Below are 18,316 nucleotides of genomic sequence, written 5' to 3'. Positions count from 1 at the left end.
ATTTAACATAATAGAGCTTATACGAAATAGATTTTATTTTTATTCATTTACAGCATAGGCACCTACATTTTGTAGATCCCTATGCTTTTAAAAAGAAATTACTTTTTCTTACGTTTCAAACGCTTCTTCGCTTGTTCAGCAGCCACTTTGTCTAGAGTTTCTTTCAACTCTTCATCGCTGAAAGTGGTAATGTGTTGCAACATTTGTAGCGTGACATCATCTAACACTAAGTTGGCATATTGCGCAACGTTTTGGAAGTTCTCATCAAACACAATCGCGTTGTCTGAGTTGGTGCTGATATAACCCTGTTGCGTGAGCACTTTAATAAAGCTTTGGAACAGGGCTTTATCAAAGAATTCAGGCGAATTAAACTCATACAGTACCGAAAGGCGCTGACCGACCAAATGACTGAGTTCTTCAACTTGACGTGCTGAAATGTTCCCAGAACCACGTTGTGTAATCAGCGCAAGGGTCATGTAGTAACGTTCGAGACTTTGCATTACTGGCGCAGCCAATACCACCAACTGGTTATGATCTTCGCTGTTTGGAGCAGGGGAAATCAAGTGACCTTCGGCATCTTCAGAAATCAGTTTGGCTTGAATTAAACCATCTACATAAGCGCAGATTTGATCTTTGAGTTCAGCATCTTCCCATTTTAAAAACAATTCTGCTTTTAAGAATGGATATAGCGTGCGAATTACATTGATTAAATCACCACGGCCAATGGTTCCATTATGTTCAACCAAAGCGGCAACGAGTGATGGCAAGACAAAGGCATGCAAAATGTTATTACGGAAGTAGGTCAGCAGTACTGCTTGATTGTCCGCAATCGCAATAATGTCACCAAGAACGTGATTGACGCGCTTGATCAGTTTCAGCTTTAAACCATAAGCAATGATTTCTTTACCTGATAATGGCGTGACCAAGAGGCGCTCATCATAAGGAAGTGTCGTCAACAACTTGCGATAGGTATCGAGCTGTTTGATACAAATTTCTTCATCCAGAGTATGCTTTTCAGTGGCCAGCAGCACCAAAGACAAGAGTGAAACAGGGTTCACCACAGCTGCACGGTTAATATTTTCTAAAATTGCATGTGCTGAACTGTTGACTGCATCAGAGACTTCTTGCGGAATAGGATCATCATTTTTAGCAATTTGTACATTCTCAGCGCCATGCTTTTTCAGCATGTCATCGAGGAAAACGGGCTCACCAAAGTTGAGATGCACTTTCCCGAAAATACGTTCAATTTTGCGTAAAGTTTGCAGAATCCCAAAGACAGACTCGGCTTCTTTGGGTTTGCCGTTCATCTCACCGACATAGGTTGCACCTTCCATCAAGCGTTCATAGCCGATATAGGTCGGAACAAAGACAATCGGTTTGGCACGACCACGCAAGTGACTGTGTACCGTCATGGCTAACATACCTGTCTTCGGCGGTAGCAGACGACCTGTACGTGAACGACCACCTTCGATAAAGTATTCTAAAGGCGTGTTGCGCGACAAAATGCTGTATAGGTATTCTTTAAAGACCGAAGTGTAGAGCGCGTTACCGCGGAAAGTACGGCGAATAAAAAATGCACCGCCACCACGTAAAATTTGCCCAACAAATGGCATATTCAGGTTATCGCCCGCAGCAATATAAGGCACCATCAAACCACGGTTATACACCACATAAGACAGCAGTAAATAGTCGATATGACTACGGTGACATGGGGTATACACAATTTCGTAGTCTTTAGCCAGCTCACGAACCGTATTGAAGTTATGCACTTCAACTCCGTCATAGAGTTGCGTCCATAAACGTGCCAGCGCCATTTCCGCAAAACGGATGGTTGAATGTGAGTAATCCGATACGATTTCATTGACATAACCAATGGCACGACGTTCTGCGTCTAACATGCTAATTTTGCCGCGGATACTTTCACGGCGAATCGCATCTTGTACATCACTGGCTTTAATCAATGAATGCATCACGTTGCGGCGGTCCGAAAGATCGGGACCGAGTACCGCTTCACGGTGTGCATCGAGCTGATTATTTAAGGTGTTTAGAATGTAGGTCGCAGGGGATAAATTCGGATAGGTGGTTTTTGCAAAGTCAACCAAAGCACGTAAAGACTGACTTTCATGAAACTCTAAAAATGACTGACGACCATGTAAACCGATATTCATCAGCTGTTTCACCGTACTTGGAGTTGCCCAAGTGTCGGTAAATAGCAATTTAAACCAAGAGTCTTCTTTATCTGGTGAACGTCCCCACAGTACCGTCACAGGCACCAGCTCTACGTCTAAATCGGGTTGTTGCTCTAATGCTTCAACTAGACGTAACAGGCGCGGTGGAAAGGTGTGTGGTGAAGGGTTAAGTAAATTATTTTCATCGTTATGCTGTAAAAACACGATCGATGCTTTTTCTTGATGTGTCCCCACGACCAAAGGATCGAGTGCAGGAGCAAGCTTTAAACGACGTGTTTCACCATCCACCAACAGCGCATTACTGCGTGAGTGATTTTGAAGCACATAACAGACAATTTTTTTGGGATGGCCTGAAGCTGCTGGGTCAGCATCTGTTGCTGTCGGTTCTGTTGGAACCTCACCCAATACATGTGGGGTTACTATTAGGTCAAGAAGCTTACTTGAAAGCTTTCTATACATTTGACCAAAGCCACTTTTGGACATATACACTCCTGCTTAAATGACCAATCCCGCAGTTTGTCTGAAGGGGTATTTATTTTGCGTAATTGTAAACATAAACCGTATGTCATTTCCTGACAAATTTGTTTTATATGGTGAATTTTATCGTTAAAAATCGTATTTTTAGTCGGAAATAACGAAAAAAACTTATGACAACTCAGTCAAGTAATCTATAGGGTTTTAGTCTGAATTTATGGCAAAATAGATTTTAATATCGATATCATACCTCATCACTTTACAGAAAAATCTGGTCTCTCACCATTAAGTAGGTTGCTTATGAATGCCTTAACCCAAGAGTTGGTTGAATTACTGAGCCTCGAAAAAATTGAGGAAAATATCTTTCGTGGACAAAGCCGTAATTTGGTTGGGAAGCGTGTTTTTGGCGGACAAGTCTTAGGTCAGGCCCTACGTGCGGCGTCATATACGACGGATCGTCCAGCTCATTCTTTACATGCATACTTTTTATTTGGTGGCGATGTGAACGCACCGATTATCTATGAAGTTGATCGAATTCGTGATGGTCGTAGTTTTGTCAGTCGCCAAGTGCGCGCTATTCAGCATGGTAAAACCATCTTTATGTGCATGGTGTCTTTTGCTGACAATGAAGAAGGGCTGAATTACCAAATCGGTGAGCCTGAGTATCCAGCACCAGAGTCTTTAAAGTCTGAGGCTGAACTGAAAAAAATGATGGTGGAATTTGTGCCCGAAAATGTGCGTGCAAGTTTCATGCGCGATCGTCATGTGGAAATTCGTCCAATCAATCCACAGAACCCGTATCAACCGCAGCCTGAAGCGCCTGTATATGCGCACTACATTCGCACACATGACCGCATTGCAGTAGAAGTGGATGAGATTTCGTTGCATCAAGCAATTGCGGCATTCTATTCAGATTTCACTTTAATGACCACGGCACTGCGCCCACATGGTTTAAGTTATCTTTCGCCAAGTTTGCAATGTGCGAGTATCGATCATGCTATGTATTTCCATAAACCCTTTCGCGTGGATGACTGGATGCTGTATGACATGGATGCTACAGTCAGTGCCAGTTCACGTGGTTTAAACTTTGGACGAATGTGGCAAAATGGTGAGTTGGTGTGCAGTACTACGCAAGAAGGTTTGATTCGGCTCCGTGAAATCGAAGCCCAATAAAGCCTGAGTATAAAAAAAGCTGAGTGATATGACTCAGCTTTTTTTATGACTGCAAGGTGGTTAGAGCTGAGCTAGGAGTTGAGCTTGAATTGTAATGGTCTCGCCTTTTGAGTAGAGGCATATAGGGAAATGTGCAGTACTTGTGACAAAAAAATGCTCGATTCTAGTCCGTTCACATGGCATAGTTTCCCAAAGAAATCTTTGAAAAGCATGAAGCTATGAGCTTAAACACGCAAATTCTAATTGCAGCGATCTTCGGGGTCATCTTCGGATTTATTCTCAATCTTTTCCCGGGTACTGCTTTTTTAGAGATGAGTTTGTATGGAATCGGGGTGGTCAGCAGTATTTTTATTGGTCTATTAAAAATGCTCTTGATTCCTCTCATTTTTAGCTCAATTGTGGTGGGGGTATCCAACTTACAAGCGGGCGGCCAGCTCTCCCGTGTGTGGAAAATTACGCTGGCATGCTGTGTCACTACCACGACTTTGGCTTTGATATTGGGCTTAAGCTGCGCGCATTTATTTGAAGTCGGCAAAGGTGTCGATATCGCCATGTTTCAAGATGCCATGGCCGCTCATCAAACTCCAGATACGCTCACCCCATCTTCGTTTTTCACCAACTTTATTCAAAATACGCTGATTAACCCATTCAAAGCTTTTGCCGAAGGCAATGTTTTAGCGGTGGTGGTTTTTGCTCTGTTCATTGGAGTGGCACTGGTTAAAGGCGGCGAAAAATTCCGTACCGTGCGTAAGCTGAGTCAACAGTTCTTTGACATCATGATGTTGATGATTGGTTGGGTGATGAAGCTAGCCCCGCTAGGAATTTTTGCCTTACTCGCCAAGTTGATTGCAACCGAAGATATTTCGGTATTGAGTCGTTTGGCTGAGTTTGCGGCTGTGGTAACAGGTACTACCATTTTTCATGGTCTGGTGGTCTTGCCGCTATTACTGTGGATTTTTGGCAAGATGAATCCGGTGACCTTTTTTAAAGGTACACGTGTGGCATTAATTACTGCTTTTGCCACCAGTTCAAGCTCGGCAACTATGCCTTTATCCCTCAAGTGTGCGCAAGAAAATCTTGGTGTACGTCCGCAAACGGCAGGCTTTGTGATTCCGTTGGGGACGCAGCTCAATATGGATGGTACTGCGCTGTATGAGGCAGCGGCGGCTTTGTTTATTGCCAACTTGATGGGACTAGATTTGACTTTGAGTCAGCAGTTGGTGGTGTGTCTGACGGCGATGATTGCTTCTTTAGGTGCTCCAGGAATTCCGAGTGCAGGTATGGTCACCATGATTATGGTATTGCAGTCTGTTGGACTTCCTGCTGAAGCAATTGCGATTTTATTGCCGATTGATCGCTTGCTGGATACCGTACGTACTGTGGTGAATGTACAAGGTGACATGATGATTAGTGTGGTGGTGGATCGACATACCAAGGATCTGGATGCACCTTTGCCCAATTTATCGAATCCGTCTTAAGTTTTGCCCTAAAATAAAAAAAGCAGCTTAATAGCTGCTTTTTTTATTTTAGGATTTAAGCGACTTTGAGCATGGCACGTTTTGCCGCAGGGGATTGGTCTAAGTAGGCAATGGCATCTTCTGTTTTGGCTTCGTGTACGGGGTCATACCACGGCACTAGATAGCCAAATTGCTGTGAGATGAGCCATAACGGACTTGGCAACACTTGATGATTCCGTTTAGAAGTAGACAGCCACTCACGCCAAATCCAAGGTTTAAACAGACTGGGTTGAATCGACTTAAAGCGGTCATCTTGTTTCATAATATGAGCTGCACCATCGACCCATAAACCCAGCACGGCAGCAATCACCACCAGGCTCAAATAATAACGCGCAATATAACCCCCGCCTAAATGTCGGTACAAATCAAATGCGACGGTACGGTGTTCAATTTCTTCTGCGCCGTGCCATTTGATCAAGTCTAACATCGCAGGGTCAGCGCCCATTTTCTCCCATTCGGTGTTGTCCAGTGTATATTTTCCAAGGACACAGGTCATGTGTTCCACCGTAGCAATAATACCGAGTCGAAATAGATCCCACTGGTGCTCCAGTACTTTGGGTACAGTGAGATCAAGCGGCTTATCGGCCAGTAATTTTCCAAATAAGAAATCCATCAACTCTAGATTACGGGAGACATCAATATTTCTTTGGCTGAGATACTCTTTATTGGCTGAGTTGTGTGCCTGCGCATGCATGGCTTCTTGGCGAATAAAGGCTTGTACATCTTGCTTCAGTTTTTCATCGCTAATTTGCGGTAAGACTTTGTTGTAGAGGCGGCAGAACCAGAACTCACCTGCGGGCAGGATCATATTAATTTCATTGATGAAATAGCTGGCAAAAGGTTGGTTGGGAATCCAATCAATCGGACTGTCTTGCCACTCAAATTTAACTTTGCGGGGCTTAATTGTGTAGGCAATAGAGGAACGAATTTTGTTTTTTTTCAATCGAGACCATAATTTCATATGCTGACCCATTTTTATATGTGTTGAACTTTTTCACGAGCTGAATAAATTCAGTATAAAAAAAAGTCCCCGATTGTGATTAGCAATAGGGGACACAGATACAGCAATAGATGATGCTTTTATAGGTTGGCGTTTAAAACTTAAGCCTCAGACTGTGGTTTGGCCTCAACATCGTCTTCAGCTTCAATATCCATAACGTCTTCAGAATCTTCATCGAATTCTTCTGCATCCAGCTCATCGGCTGTCGCATCTGGAATGCTGCTTAAGTCAAAATGTTGGGCTTGATCTAAAGTAAAATTCAGGCGCCCACCCATCACACTCGCCAGTTCTTCTAGGCCTTGTTTATTGAGAGAAGAGAACAATTGAATTGAGAAATCAAGTTTCATCTTTTTCAATTGGGCTTTCACTTCTTGTAATGCTTTAGAGGCAGGGCCACGGTTGAGTTTATCGGACTTGGTCAGTAGCACATGCACAAACAATTTACGTGAATAAGCCCATTCCAACATCATCACGTCAAAGTGCTGTAGCGGATGACGAATATCCATCAACAACACTAAGCCTTGTAAGCTTTTACGTTGAATTAGATAGTTTTCTAACTCTTTTTGCCACACGATTTTCATCGCTTCAGGCACGGCTGCATAACCATAACCGGGTAAGTCGACGAGACGTTGATCAGGATTACCCAGACTGAAAAAGTTAATCATCTGCGTACGACCCGGTCTTTTCGAGGCACGAGCTAATTGCTTTTGGTTGGTTAAGGCATTGATAGCACTAGACTTACCTGCATTTGAACGACCTGCAAAGGCAATTTCGTAGCCTGTATCTTCCACACACAGGTTGAGCTTCGGGGCACTCATTAAAAACTCGGCTTTACGCAGCCAGTTGAGAGCGCGCACAGCATATTCAGTAACTGCAGAATCTACCTTTTTTTCATAGCTAATTTTTTGCTTTGGGGCAGCAGCAATTTTACTGTTTTTGGATTTTCCTCGGCTGTGGTGCATAACTCAACTTCAATTTATGATCTACAATCAGCCATTATAATGGAAGTCGAGCAGGCAATCGACCTTTGCAGCGTAAAGTCCGTAATCTTGTCTATAAAAGACCTTAATCGGCAAGATTGATCAGATTAATCGGCGAGTGGGTCGTGAACTTATTCTGAGCCTCAGTACCCAGTACATCTGCTAAGGTATATTGGTCTAAGCTGTGATAGAACTGATCCAACGCTTGATCTAAGATCCCTTTGAGTCCGCAATTTGAACGGAGTACGCAAGGTGGGGTGTTGCATTCCACAATGTTCTGATCCGCTTGCAAGACCCGTACAATCTCGCCCAGTCTTAAATCGAGGGTTTCTGGATTGAGTCGAATCCCACCGCCACGACCGCGTGCAGTAATAATCCACTGCTGTTTCGCCATAAAGTGTACGATTTTCATCAAGTGGTTTTCAGACACTTGTAGTGCTTGCGCCAGTTCTGCGATGGTATGCGGCAGCGCTTTCGGCTGCGAAACATACATCAGAATTCGCAAAGCGTAATCGGTAAATTTATTGAGCTGCATGAGGGTACTGATCGTTGATAAGCAAAAAAACAAAGGGCTAGTCTAGCATAACCTGACTAACCCTCTCTATTTTATGCCGATGGCATGGGTTAGTGGTGAACACCACCTGTACCAAATGCTTCACTGTGAATATTTTCGGCAGGAACACCACGGGCAATCAGGGCTTTTTGTTGCTCTGCCATAAATGGCATTGGGCCGCACAAGTAGTAGTCTGCTTGAACAGGTAGAATCGCGCTATCAATGGTACTCAAATCAAGGCGACCCTTCGCATCATAATCTTGACCCAAAACATCGCTTTGATGTGGGAACTCGTATGCAGTAAAGGTGCTTAAACGTGGGTATTTCGCTTTTAAGTCATGAATGTGCTGTTTCATGGCATGCACTTGTTTGCTGCGGCAGGCGTGGACAAACGTCACAGGTTCCGGCATATCTAAAGTCACCAACTGATTCAGCATCGCCACCATTGGCGTGAGGCCGACACCACCACTAATAAAGACATTGCGTTTATTTGGGTCAATCAGGTAGAAGTTACCTGTTGGTGCAGACACTTCAATTTCAGCACCTTCGGCTAAACCATGCAGAGTATTTGACACCCAGCCTCCTGCCAAATCACCTTTTTCATCTTCCCGTTTGACCGAGATACGTAAATAGTCAGCTTGAGGGCTGGTTGAAAGGGTGTATTGGCGAGGTTGTTTTAGACCAAGTTCCTCAACAAATACACGGACTGAAATGTACTGACCTGCTTCATATTTTGGTAAATCACCACCGTCCACAGGGGCAAGATAGAAAGACGTGATTTCATCGCTTTCAACCACTTTTTTCGCGATTTTAAAGTTGCGCCAGCCTAACCAGCTCCCTTTGGTTTGTTGATGTTGCTCATAAATCGCTTTTTCAGTGCTAATGAATAAATCAGCCAATTGACCATACGCTGCAGCCCAAGCATCAATCAATGGATCTTCCATTGAAATACTTAAAACTTCACTAATCGAATGGAGGAGGTTTTCCCCAACAATGTTGTAGTCAGGTGCTTGAATATTCAAGCTGACATGTTTGTGGGCAATCAGCTCAACCACAGGGAGTAATACTGAAGGATCTTCAATGTTTTCTGCATAGGCCAACACAGCACCCGCCAAAGCTTGGGCTTGAGCACCACTGCGTTGATGCCCCATATTAAAGGTTTCTTTTAAATTAGGATTGTTGCCTAACATGCGGTTATAAAAATAACCTGTGAGTGCGACACCATTTTCACGAAGGACAGGAACAGTTGCTTTTACAAGGTCAATTTGCTGCGGAGTCATGTTTGATCTCTCTTGGCTATCATTTATAAGATGTATTTAAAATATACCTTTAAAGATGTAATGTAAATACATCTTTTAAAGAAAAGCTTAATTTTTTTATGGAATATAATAATATCCCATAAATTTTGATTTTTAGATTTAAAAAGTAGATCACTTACGCCCAAACAAAGAGCCGAGTAAACCACGGACGATTTTTTGTCCCGTACTGCCCCCAAGGCTACGTGCGGCGCTTTTGGCAAAAGTTCCTACTGTGTCTTGAATTAGCTTCTCACGCTGTTTTGCTTCACGTTCAGCTTCTTTCTGCTGTTCTTTCGCAATCCGCTCTTGCTCACGTGCTTGTTGCTTCGCTAGTGTTTCAGCTTCTTTGGCCTTCTGTTTCGCTATCGCCTCTTGTTCTTTGGCTTGTTGTTTCTCTCGCTCTATCTGTACAGCTTGTTGTTGGCGTTCAACCACTTTATTTTGTAGAAGTTCAAAAGCACTTTCACGGTCTAGGCTTTTTTCATAAATGCCTGCCACGATACTTTGTGAAATCAATGCTTGACGTTGCTCTGGGCTAATAGGACTGAAAGACGAGTAGGGTGGCATCACCCATGCACGCTCTACGACTTGCGGCGTGCCTTGTTCATCGAGGCAACTAATCAAAGCTTCACCCACAGCTAGCTCGGTGATGGCTTGCTCAACCTTAAATTCAGGGTTGGCACGGAAGGTGTCTGCAGCTGTTTTAACCGCTTTTTGATCTTTCGGGGTAAAAGCACGTAAGGCATGTTGTACGCGATTTCCGAGCTGCCCTAACACGCTTTCAGGCAAATCCAGTGGGTTTTGCGTGACAAAGTAAATACCAACCCCTTTGGAGCGGATCAGGCGCACCACTTGTTCAATTTTTTCTTGCAGCGCTGCACTGGCATTATCAAATAGCAAATGCGCTTCATCAAAGAAGAACACCAGCTTGGGCTTGTCCATATCGCCAACCTCAGGCAGCTGTTCAAACAGTTCAGAGAGCATCCAGAGCAGAAAAGTGGCATAGAGCTTTGGGGTATTCATGAGTTTGTCTGCGGCTAGAATATTGATATAGCCATGACCATTACTGTCGGTTTGAATAAAGTCGAGAATATTTAAGCTGGGTTCCCCGAAGAATTGATCACCGCCTTGATCGGCCAGTGCCAATAAATTCCGTTGAATTGCACCAAGGCTGGCAGGAGATAGGTTGCCATATTCGGCTTTAAACTCTGCGGCATGTTCACTGACATAACCAATCATGGCTTTTAAGTCTTTAAAGTCGATCAGTAACATGCCTTGATCATCTGCAATACGAAATACCGCAGAAAGTACCCCTTCTTGGGTGTCATTCAAATTGAGCATACGTGCCAGCAACAGCGGGCCAATTTCGGTAATCGTGGTACGAATAGGATGACCTTGTTCAGCAAATAAATCCCAAAACACCACGGGGGATGCAGCAAAGGGAATGCTGTCGATGCCTAAACTTTTAATGCGTTCATCAAATTTGGGATTGGATGCACCTGCTTGCGCTAAGCTGGAGACATCACCTTTGGCATCGGCTAAAAATACGGGCACTCCGAGTCTGGAAAAACTTTCAGCCAACACCTTCAGGGTTACAGTTTTACCTGTCCCTGTTGCCCCTGCAATTAAGCCATGACGGTTGGCAAACTTCGAGTGTAGAACAACATCTTGTTGGGTATTCGTGGTTTTCTTAGCAATGATGATCGGGGTGCTCATACTTCTTCCTATTCAATTTTGTTGTGATGGTTATTCAGTTGTTTTAGTGCGTTTTCTATATCTTGAATTAAATCGGCAGGATGTTCTAGTCCTATACAAAAGCGAACCAATAAACCTTGTTGTAAATGTGTATGCTCAAGTGCACGCATGTCTTTGAGGTCATACAGCATCACCAAACTCACAGGACCGCCCCAACTAAAGCCGAGTTTGAAGAGCGACAGGGCATCACAAAACTGACGAATATCCTGTAGATCAAATTCGGGCTTGAAAATGACACTGACTAAACCTGCACTGTGTTGATCGACACAAATGTCTTTCCAATATGAATGACCTGCAGCACTCGAGTCAGCAGGGTGTAAGATCTGCACAAATTCCGGTTGTTGTTTTAGCCATGCTAGGAGTTGCAGCGCACTTTCAGACTGTGCGGCATAACGAATGCGCATTGATGCCAGACTACGTTGGACTTGAGCAACATCATCCCCAGAAACGCTAATGCCTTGAATGGCATGCGTACGAAAGAGTTGATGATGTAAAGCTCGTTCGCGTGTCACGACTGAGCCCATTAAAATGTCTCCGCCACCACTTGGGTACTTGGTCAAAGCATGTACTGTCACATCTACACTTAAGTGCTCATCACTAAAATCAAAAGCATTAAAGGCAAGGCCTGCGCCCCACGTGTTGTCTAAAGCAGTGAGTACATGATGCGTTTGTGCCTTTTTCACCAGTCCGACCAAATCTGGAAACTCCAGTGTGACCGACCCTGCGGCTTCTAGCCAAATCAGTTTTGCTTTTTCCGTCGGTTGGAAAGAGGACACATCAATAGGGTTATAAACACGAACACCAATGCCATAGCGTTTTTCTAGATTACGAAGATGCTCCATGTTTGGCCCGTAAATATTATCTGCTACCCAAACTTCATCACCATGACTTAAAAAACATGAGTTCACTAGGTTGATGGCAGATAAACCACTTGGTGTCAATAAGCAGTAAGTTCCACCCTCAATTTGTGCAATGTTATCGCCCAATGTAAAGGTGGTGGGGGTGCCATGGGTACCATAACTATAGTCATAGTCATCGGTCCAATGGCGATTAAACAGTGCATTGGTATCTTTAAAAATAATCGTCGATGCACGATACAGGGGAGGTTGGATTGTTGAAATGTACTGAGGCGCTTGTCTTGGTGCATGAACCAAGGCAGTTTGCGGATTTTTTTTCACGAATCGACTCTTCATAAAGCGCTAAATTGTTTTAGCTTAAGAGAAAGTTTCTAAATAGGCGAGAAAATTGAACAAATGTGAATAAAGGTAAGCAAAATAAAAAGTTGGCTTCAATTTTGCTAAATCATCTATAAGGATAGTAAAAAGAAGGCATAAGCGCATGACGTCGCATTTAAAAGTACATTATTTTCAGCATATTGCTGGTGAAGGGTTCGGCAGTTGCTATACATATTTAAAACAACAAGGTGCAGTGATCAGTGCAACCGAGTTTTTTGCTTTACCTATAGATCAAGCCTTAGAGATAGAAGCTTTACCGAGTGTTGAGGATGTTGACTTACTCATCATTATGGGGGGCACCATGAGTGTGAATGATGAAGCGAATTTTCCATGGTTAAAGATTGAGAAGCGTTGGTTAAGGCGTTACTTGGCCGCAGGAAAACCTGCGATTGGTTTATGCTTGGGTGGGCAACTGATTGCCAATGCACTTGGAGCTGCGGTCAGTCGCAATGAACAACAGGAGTTGGGTTGGGCGACAGTACGCAAAATCCAGCACGTCCCAACAGAATGCTTTGAGTTACCTGAACAGTTTAATGTGATGCAATGGCATAGCGAGACCTTTGAAATTCCAAAAGGTGCTGTACATTTGGCTGAAAATACAGTCTGTCGCAATCAAATGTACCAAATTGGAAAGAATGTATTGGGTTTTCAATTTCACCCAGAGATCGTGCCAGAAACCTTGGCACTCTTTTTAGAAAATGATGACGAGCTGAATAAGTTTTCGGGGCAATACGTGGCAACTGAAACCGAATTGAAAAAATCACCTAAATTAAATTTTATTGAGGGAAATCAAATTCTTAATAGTGCAATTGATTATGTGTTGCGGCAAACAATCTATTGATGCTTTTTTAAGCTACTGATAATCCAAACAAATTGAATATATTGTAAAAAATCAAAAATGGATTTGCTTATGCATTAAACAATGGCTATAATGAGCGACCCTTTAATGAAAGGGGGTTAACTGCGAATAAAGTAGTTAACATCGTGACAGTCGTGGCATCGATCATGACCTTAGTGATATTTCACTGCTCTTGACACTTACCTTTTAGTGGGGTGAGATGCGTCAGGAGTGATTCTTTATATATTTGGCTTGGAGTTTACTGGTATGTCTAACCAGAGAATTCGTATCCGTTTGAAGTCTTTTGATCACCGTTTAATTGATCAATCAGCTCAAGAAATCGTAGAAACAGCAAAACGTACTGGCGCACAAGTTTGTGGTCCAATTCCAATGCCTACACGCATTGAGCGTTTTAACGTTTTAACATCACCACACGTTAACAAAGATGCGCGTGACCAATACGAGATCCGCACTTATAAACGTTTGATCGACATCGTTCAACCTACAGACAAAACTGTAGATGCATTGATGAAGTTAGATCTTGCAGCTGGTGTTGATGTTCAGATCGCATTGGGTTAAGGCTTTCGGGTTAATTAACGCTCTAAGTTAATTAGGCCGCTTTTTTAGAGGTTTATGCACATGGCTATTGGTTTAGTCGGTCGCAAGTGCGGTATGACACGTATCTTTACAGATGCTGGTGTTTCTGTGCCTGTTACAGTGATTGAGGTTGATCCTAACCGCATCACTCAAATCAAAACGCTTGAAACTGATGGTTATCAAGCGATTCAAATCACTACTGGTGAACGTCGCGAATCTCGCGTAACTAACGCTCAGAAAGGTCACTTCGCGAAAGCGGGTGTTGCTGCTGGTCGTCTAGTTCAAGAATTCCGTGCAACAGAAGCTGATCTTGAAGGTCGTGAAGTTGGTGGAACTATCGGTGTAGACATGTTCACAGTTGGTCAAGTTGTTGACGTAACTGGTCAGTCGAAAGGTAAAGGTTTCCAAGGTGGTGTTAAGCGTTGGAACTTCCGTACGCAAGATGCTACTCACGGTAACTCACTTTCTCACCGTGTTCTGGGTTCTACAGGTCAAAACCAGACTCCTGGTCGCGTGTTCAAAGGCAAAAAAATGGCTGGCCATTTAGGTGCTGAGCGCGTAACTGTACAGGGTCTAGAAATTGTATCTATCGACGCAGAACGTTCAGTTTTAGTAGTGAAAGGTGCAATTCCTGGTGCTACTGGTGGTGACGTAACTGTTCGTCCTACGATCAAGGCCTGAGGGGAAATAACGTGAATTTAAATACTGTTTCCGGCTCTGCTGTTGAATTATCAGAAGTTGCGTTCGGTCGTGAATTCAATGAAGCTCTTGTACACCAGGTTGTTACAGCTTATTTAGCTGGTGGCCGTCAAGGTTCAAAAGCTCAGAAATCACGTGCAGACGTTTCTGGCGGTGGCAAAAAGCCATTCCGTCAAAAAGGTACTGGTCGCGCTCGTGCTGGTTCTATTCGTAGCCCAATCTGGGTAGGTGGTGGTAAGACTTTTGCTGCACGCCCACAAGATTGGTCTCAAAAAGTTAACCGCAAAATGTATCGCGGTGCAATGCAATGTATCTTAGCTGAACTTGTTCGCCAAGATCGTCTTGTATTGGTTGAAGAGTTTGCTGTTGCTGCTCCAAAAACTAAAGAGTTGCTTGCAAAACTTAACGACTTGAATGCTACTCGTGCATTGATCGTTACAGAATCTGTAGATGAGAATCTATACCTTGCAGCGCGCAACATTCCACACGTTGATGTGGTTGATGCTGCTGCTATCGATCCTGTTAGCTTGATTGCGTTCGATAAAGTTGTTATGTCTGTAGCTGCTGCTAAGAAAATTGAGGTAGAACTCGGATGAACAACGAACGTATCTATCAAGTCCTACAAGGACCTGTATTCTCAGAAAAAGCACAAGTTTTAGGCGAAACTGCTGGTGTTCAAGTTTTCAAAGTTGCACTTGATGCAAACAAGCTTGAAATCAAAAAAGCTGTTGAGCAATTGTTTGGTGTTCAAGTTGTTAAGGTTAACACAACGATCACTAAAGGTAAGACTAAACGCTTTGGTAAAACATTAGGACGTCGTTCTGATGTTAAAAAAGCATACGTCACCCTGAAAGCTGGCCAAGATGTTGAAATGGCTGACTTGGGCGATACCGCTGAAAGCACAGCGGAATAAGGACGAGAATTATGCCAATTCAAAAATGTAAGCCAACGTCTCCTGGACGTCGCTTTGTAGAGAAAGTCGTTCACGACCATCTTCACAAAGGTGCGCCTTATGCTCCGTTGGTTGAAGCTAAAAAACGTACTGGTGGTCGTAATAACAACGGTCACATCACGACTCGTCACGTTGGTGGCGGTCACAAGCAGCACTACCGTCTAGTTGACTTTAAACGTAACAAAGATGGTATTCCTGCAACTGTAGAGCGTATTGAATACGATCCTAACCGTACAGCACACATTGCACTAGTATTGTATGCTGATGGTGAGCGTCGCTACATCATCGCGCCTAAAGGCCTTCGCGCTGGCGATAAAGTTCAATCTGGTAACGATGCTCCAATTCGTCCAGGTAACTGTTTACCGCTTCGCAACATGCCTATCGGTTCTACTCTTCACAACATCGAACTTAAAATCGGTAAAGGCGCGCAATTAGCTCGTTCTGCTGGTACTTCAGTTCAGTTGTTGGGTCGTGACGGTTCTTACGCTATCGTTCGTTTACGTTCTGGTGAAATGCGTAAAATTCACGTTGAGTGCCGTGCAGTTCTTGGTGAAGTTTCTAACCAAGAAAGCAACCTTCGTTCACTTGGTAAAGCAGGTGCAGCACGCTGGCGTGGCGTTCGTCCTACCGTTCGTGGTATGGCGATGAACCCAGTAGATCACCCGCACGGTGGTGGTGAAGGTCGTAGCAAAGGTATTCAACCTGTAAGCCCATGGGGTCAAAAAGCTAAAGGGTACAAGACACGTACCAATAAGCGTACGACTAAGATGATTATTCGCGACCGTCGCGTTAAGTAACAAGTAAAGGAATCTGACAATGCCTCGTTCTCTGAAAAAAGGCCCATTCGTCGATGCGCACTTGTTCGCTAAGGTTGAAGCGGCTATCGCGGCTAATAACCGTAAGCCGATCAAAACTTGGTCGCGTCGTTCGATGATCCTCCCAGATTTTGTTGGTTTAACAATTTCTGTACATAATGGCCGTAACCATGTTCCAGTGATCGTATCTGAACATATGGTTGGTCACAAACTTGGTGAATTCGCGCCAACTCGTACCTATCGTGGTCACGGTGTTGACAAGAAATCTAAACGTTAAGGTGCTATGATGGAAGTTACTGCTAAATTACGCGGTGCCGCTATCTCGGCACAAAAAACTCGTTTGGTTGCAGACCTAATCCGTGGCAAATCTGTTGCTCACGCGCTTAATATTCTCAACTTCAGCAACAAAAAAGCTGCAGTTTTGGTTAAAAAAGCATTGGAATCTGCAATTGCAAACGCTGAACACAATAACAGTTTAGATGTAGACGACCTTAAGGTTACTACGATTTACGTTGATGAAGGCACTAGCCTTAAGCGTATTATGCCACGTGCTAAAGGCCGTGCAGATCGTATTACTAAGCGTACTTGTCACATTACCGTTAAGGTAGGGGTTTGATATGGGTCAGAAGGTTCATCCAATCGGTATCCGCCTTGGTGTTGTAAAACGTCATAACGCCAACTGGTATGCGAGTCCGAAACAATACGCTGAATACTTGCTTAAAGATCTTCAAGTTCGTGAGTTTTTAACTAAAAAACTTAAGAATGCAATGATCAGCAATATTCTTATCGAACGTCCTACGGGCGCTGCTAAAGTAACTATTAGCACTGCACGTCCTGGTATCGTTATCGGTAAAAAAGGCGAAGACATTGAGAAATTACAGCGTGAACTTACTCAAATTATGGGTATTCCAGCGCAAGTAAGCATCAATGAAATCGATCGCCCAGACTTAGACGCTCGTTTAGTTGCTGAAGCTATCGCTTCTCAATTAGAAAAACGTGTAATGTTCCGTCGTGCTATGAAGCGTGCGGTTCAAAACACAATGCGTGCTGGTGCTAAAGGTATCAAAGTTGAAGTATCAGGCCGTTTAGGTGGTGCTGAGATTGCTCGTACTGAGTGGTATCGTGAAGGTCGCGTACCTTTGCATACACTTCGTGCAGACATCGATTATTCAACTATGCGTGCTGAAACGACTTACGGTACGATTGGTGTTAAAGTTTGGATCTTCCGTGGTGAGATCTTGGGTGGCATGAAACAAGTCATGAACCCAGCTCCAGCTGAAGAACGTCCAGCTAAACGCGGTCGTGGTCGTGGTGAAGGTCAAGAGCGTCGTGGTCGTCGCAATGATCGTTCTGCTGAAAAAGGAGAATAATCCATGTTACAACCTAAACGTACTAAATTCCGTAAAGTGCAGAAAGGCCGTAACACTGGTCTAGCTCACCGCGGTAGCTCGGTATCTTTTGGTACAATCGCACTTAAATCTGTTGAGCGTGGTCAAATGACTGCTCGTCAAATTGAAGCAGCGCGTCGTACAATCAGCCGTCGTATTAAACGTGGTGGTAAGATCTTTATCCGTGTTTTCCCAGACAAGCCAATTACTTCTAAGCCTCTTGAAGTGCGTATGGGTAAAGGTAAAGGTTCTGTGGAATACTGGGTTTGTCAAATTAAACCAGGTAAAGTCTTGTACGAAATTGATGGTGTTAACGAAGAATTGGCTCGCGAAGCGTTTACGCTTGCAGCTGCTAAGCTTCCGTTTAAAACCACTATCGTGACTCGGACGGTAATGTAATGAAAACTAAAGATCTACGTGAAAAGTCGGTAGAAGAGTTGACAGCTTTGCTTGATGAGCAACAGCTTAACCAATTCCGTCTTCGTATGGCAAAAGCAACTGGTCAATTGGGTAAATCGCACGAAGTTGCACTTACTCGTAAGACAATTGCTCGTATTAAGACACTCCTTACCGAAAAACAGGGGAACGGACAATGAGTGAACAAACAGTTCGCACGTTAACCGGCAAAGTAGTAAGCGACAAAATGGACAAGTCTATTGTTGTACTTATCGAACGCCGCGTTCAACACCCGTTGTATGGCAAATCAATCCGCCGTTCAACTAAATTACATGCTCACGATGAGAACAACACAGCTAAAACTGGCGACGTTGTGACTATCAAAGAAAGCCGCCCAATTTCTAAAACTAAGTCTTGGACTCTAGTTGAAGTTGTTGAAGCTGCTGCTGAGTAATTA

General features: G+C 43.7%; 20 protein-coding genes and 1 pseudogene. 14 read left to right on the top strand and 7 right to left on the bottom strand.

The features are described 5' to 3' along the window. Positions 1-98: 98 nt before the first annotated feature. Positions 99-2,672 (bottom strand): glycerol-3-phosphate 1-O-acyltransferase PlsB, encoded by a 2,574-nt coding sequence (gene plsB, locus AXW61_RS03925; RefSeq protein ID WP_062032544.1) that lies wholly within the window; start codon positions 2,670-2,672, stop codon positions 99-101. Between the two features lie 291 nt (positions 2,673-2,963). On the opposite strand from plsB, the gene AXW61_RS03920 reads away from it, so the two are divergent. Together AXW61_RS03920 and AXW61_RS03915 are read left to right on the top strand one after the other, a co-directional pair. After that, a complete protein-coding gene (locus AXW61_RS03920; RefSeq protein ID WP_062032541.1) occupies positions 2,964-3,836 on the top strand; it encodes an acyl-CoA thioesterase II in 873 nt (290 codons plus the stop codon). A gap of 218 nt (positions 3,837-4,054) precedes the next feature. After that, the gene (locus tag AXW61_RS03915) at positions 4,055-5,314 is read left to right on the top strand and encodes a dicarboxylate/amino acid:cation symporter (RefSeq protein ID WP_062032538.1); all 1,260 of its coding nucleotides are present in this window, start codon (positions 4,055-4,057) and stop codon (positions 5,312-5,314) included. Between the two features lie 55 nt (positions 5,315-5,369). Here AXW61_RS03915 and AXW61_RS03910 read toward each other — a convergent pair whose 3' ends face one another. The 6 genes from AXW61_RS03910 to AXW61_RS03885 all read right to left on the bottom strand — a co-directional run bounded on the left by AXW61_RS03910 (position 5,370) and on the right by AXW61_RS03885 (position 12,117). Beyond that, entirely contained in the window at positions 5,370-6,314 is a 945-nt protein-coding gene (locus AXW61_RS03910; protein ID WP_062032535.1) for a metal-dependent hydrolase, read from the bottom strand. A gap of 140 nt (positions 6,315-6,454) precedes the next feature. Next, complete coding sequence (gene yihA / locus AXW61_RS03905; protein WP_062032532.1) at positions 6,455-7,315, bottom strand: ribosome biogenesis GTP-binding protein YihA/YsxC; 861 nt, start codon at positions 7,313-7,315, stop codon at positions 6,455-6,457. 103 nt (positions 7,316-7,418) lie between these two features. Continuing rightward, positions 7,419-7,868, bottom strand: coding sequence for an Rrf2 family transcriptional regulator (locus AXW61_RS03900; RefSeq protein ID WP_062032529.1), 450 nt, complete (start codon positions 7,866-7,868; stop codon positions 7,419-7,421). 89 nt (positions 7,869-7,957) lie between these two features. After that, the gene (hmpA, locus tag AXW61_RS03895; protein ID WP_062032527.1) at positions 7,958-9,166 is read right to left on the bottom strand and encodes an NO-inducible flavohemoprotein; all 1,209 of its coding nucleotides are present in this window, start codon (positions 9,164-9,166) and stop codon (positions 7,958-7,960) included. Positions 9,167-9,316: 150 nt separating this feature from the next. Continuing rightward, entirely contained in the window at positions 9,317-10,900 is a 1,584-nt protein-coding gene (locus AXW61_RS03890; protein WP_062032524.1) for a helicase HerA-like domain-containing protein, read from the bottom strand. Between the two features lie 8 nt (positions 10,901-10,908). Further along, entirely contained in the window at positions 10,909-12,117 is a 1,209-nt protein-coding gene (locus tag AXW61_RS03885) for a PLP-dependent transferase (RefSeq protein WP_062032521.1), read from the bottom strand. A 160-nt stretch (positions 12,118-12,277) separates the two neighbouring features. Between AXW61_RS03885 and AXW61_RS03880 the strand changes: the two genes are divergently transcribed. From AXW61_RS03880 to rpsQ, 12 genes and pseudogenes are all read left to right on the top strand, one after another. Next, complete coding sequence (locus AXW61_RS03880) at positions 12,278-13,015, top strand: type 1 glutamine amidotransferase (RefSeq protein WP_062032518.1); 738 nt, start codon at positions 12,278-12,280, stop codon at positions 13,013-13,015. A gap of 264 nt (positions 13,016-13,279) precedes the next feature. After that, a complete protein-coding gene (rpsJ, locus tag AXW61_RS03875; protein ID WP_000070912.1) occupies positions 13,280-13,591 on the top strand; it encodes a 30S ribosomal protein S10 in 312 nt (103 codons plus the stop codon). Positions 13,592-13,651: 60 nt separating this feature from the next. Then, entirely contained in the window at positions 13,652-14,290 is a 639-nt protein-coding gene (gene rplC / locus AXW61_RS03870) for a 50S ribosomal protein L3 (RefSeq protein ID WP_004691328.1), read from the top strand. 11 nt (positions 14,291-14,301) lie between these two features. After that, positions 14,302-14,904 (top strand): 50S ribosomal protein L4, encoded by a 603-nt coding sequence (gene rplD / locus AXW61_RS03865; protein WP_004691326.1) that lies wholly within the window; start codon positions 14,302-14,304, stop codon positions 14,902-14,904. After that, positions 14,901-15,221, top strand: a complete 321-nt coding sequence (rplW, locus tag AXW61_RS03860; RefSeq protein ID WP_062032515.1) for a 50S ribosomal protein L23 — start codon at positions 14,901-14,903, stop codon at positions 15,219-15,221. The genes rplD and rplW overlap by 4 nt, the downstream gene beginning before the upstream one ends. An 11-nt stretch (positions 15,222-15,232) precedes the next feature. Further along, complete coding sequence (gene rplB / locus AXW61_RS03855) at positions 15,233-16,057, top strand: 50S ribosomal protein L2 (RefSeq protein ID WP_004691322.1); 825 nt, start codon at positions 15,233-15,235, stop codon at positions 16,055-16,057. Between the two features lie 19 nt (positions 16,058-16,076). Beyond that, positions 16,077-16,352: a 30S ribosomal protein S19 gene (gene rpsS / locus AXW61_RS03850; protein WP_004281508.1), complete on the top strand. Its 276-nt coding sequence runs from the start codon at positions 16,077-16,079 to the stop codon at positions 16,350-16,352. Positions 16,353-16,361: 9 nt separating this feature from the next. Further along, the gene (gene rplV / locus AXW61_RS03845) at positions 16,362-16,691 is read left to right on the top strand and encodes a 50S ribosomal protein L22 (protein ID WP_004691320.1); all 330 of its coding nucleotides are present in this window, start codon (positions 16,362-16,364) and stop codon (positions 16,689-16,691) included. 1 nt (position 16,692) lies between these two features. Beyond that, positions 16,693-17,509: pseudogene (gene rpsC / locus AXW61_RS03840) on the top strand (30S ribosomal protein S3). Further along, a complete protein-coding gene (gene rplP / locus AXW61_RS03835; protein WP_004691317.1) occupies positions 17,449-17,862 on the top strand; it encodes a 50S ribosomal protein L16 in 414 nt (137 codons plus the stop codon). Before rpsC ends, rplP begins: the two are co-directional and overlap by 61 nt. Then, complete coding sequence (gene rpmC, locus AXW61_RS03830; protein WP_004650482.1) at positions 17,862-18,059, top strand: 50S ribosomal protein L29; 198 nt, start codon at positions 17,862-17,864, stop codon at positions 18,057-18,059. The genes rplP and rpmC overlap by 1 nt, the downstream gene beginning before the upstream one ends. After that, entirely contained in the window at positions 18,056-18,313 is a 258-nt protein-coding gene (rpsQ, locus tag AXW61_RS03825) for a 30S ribosomal protein S17 (RefSeq protein ID WP_004691314.1), read from the top strand. The genes rpmC and rpsQ overlap by 4 nt, the downstream gene beginning before the upstream one ends. The last annotated feature ends 3 nt before the right edge of the window (positions 18,314-18,316 follow it).

It is taken from the genome of Acinetobacter sp. BMW17, from assembly GCF_001592855.1.
GTDB classification, from domain to species: Bacteria; Pseudomonadota; Gammaproteobacteria; order Pseudomonadales; family Moraxellaceae; genus Acinetobacter; species Acinetobacter johnsonii.
This window is presented reverse-complemented; position numbering and strand designations above follow the sequence as displayed.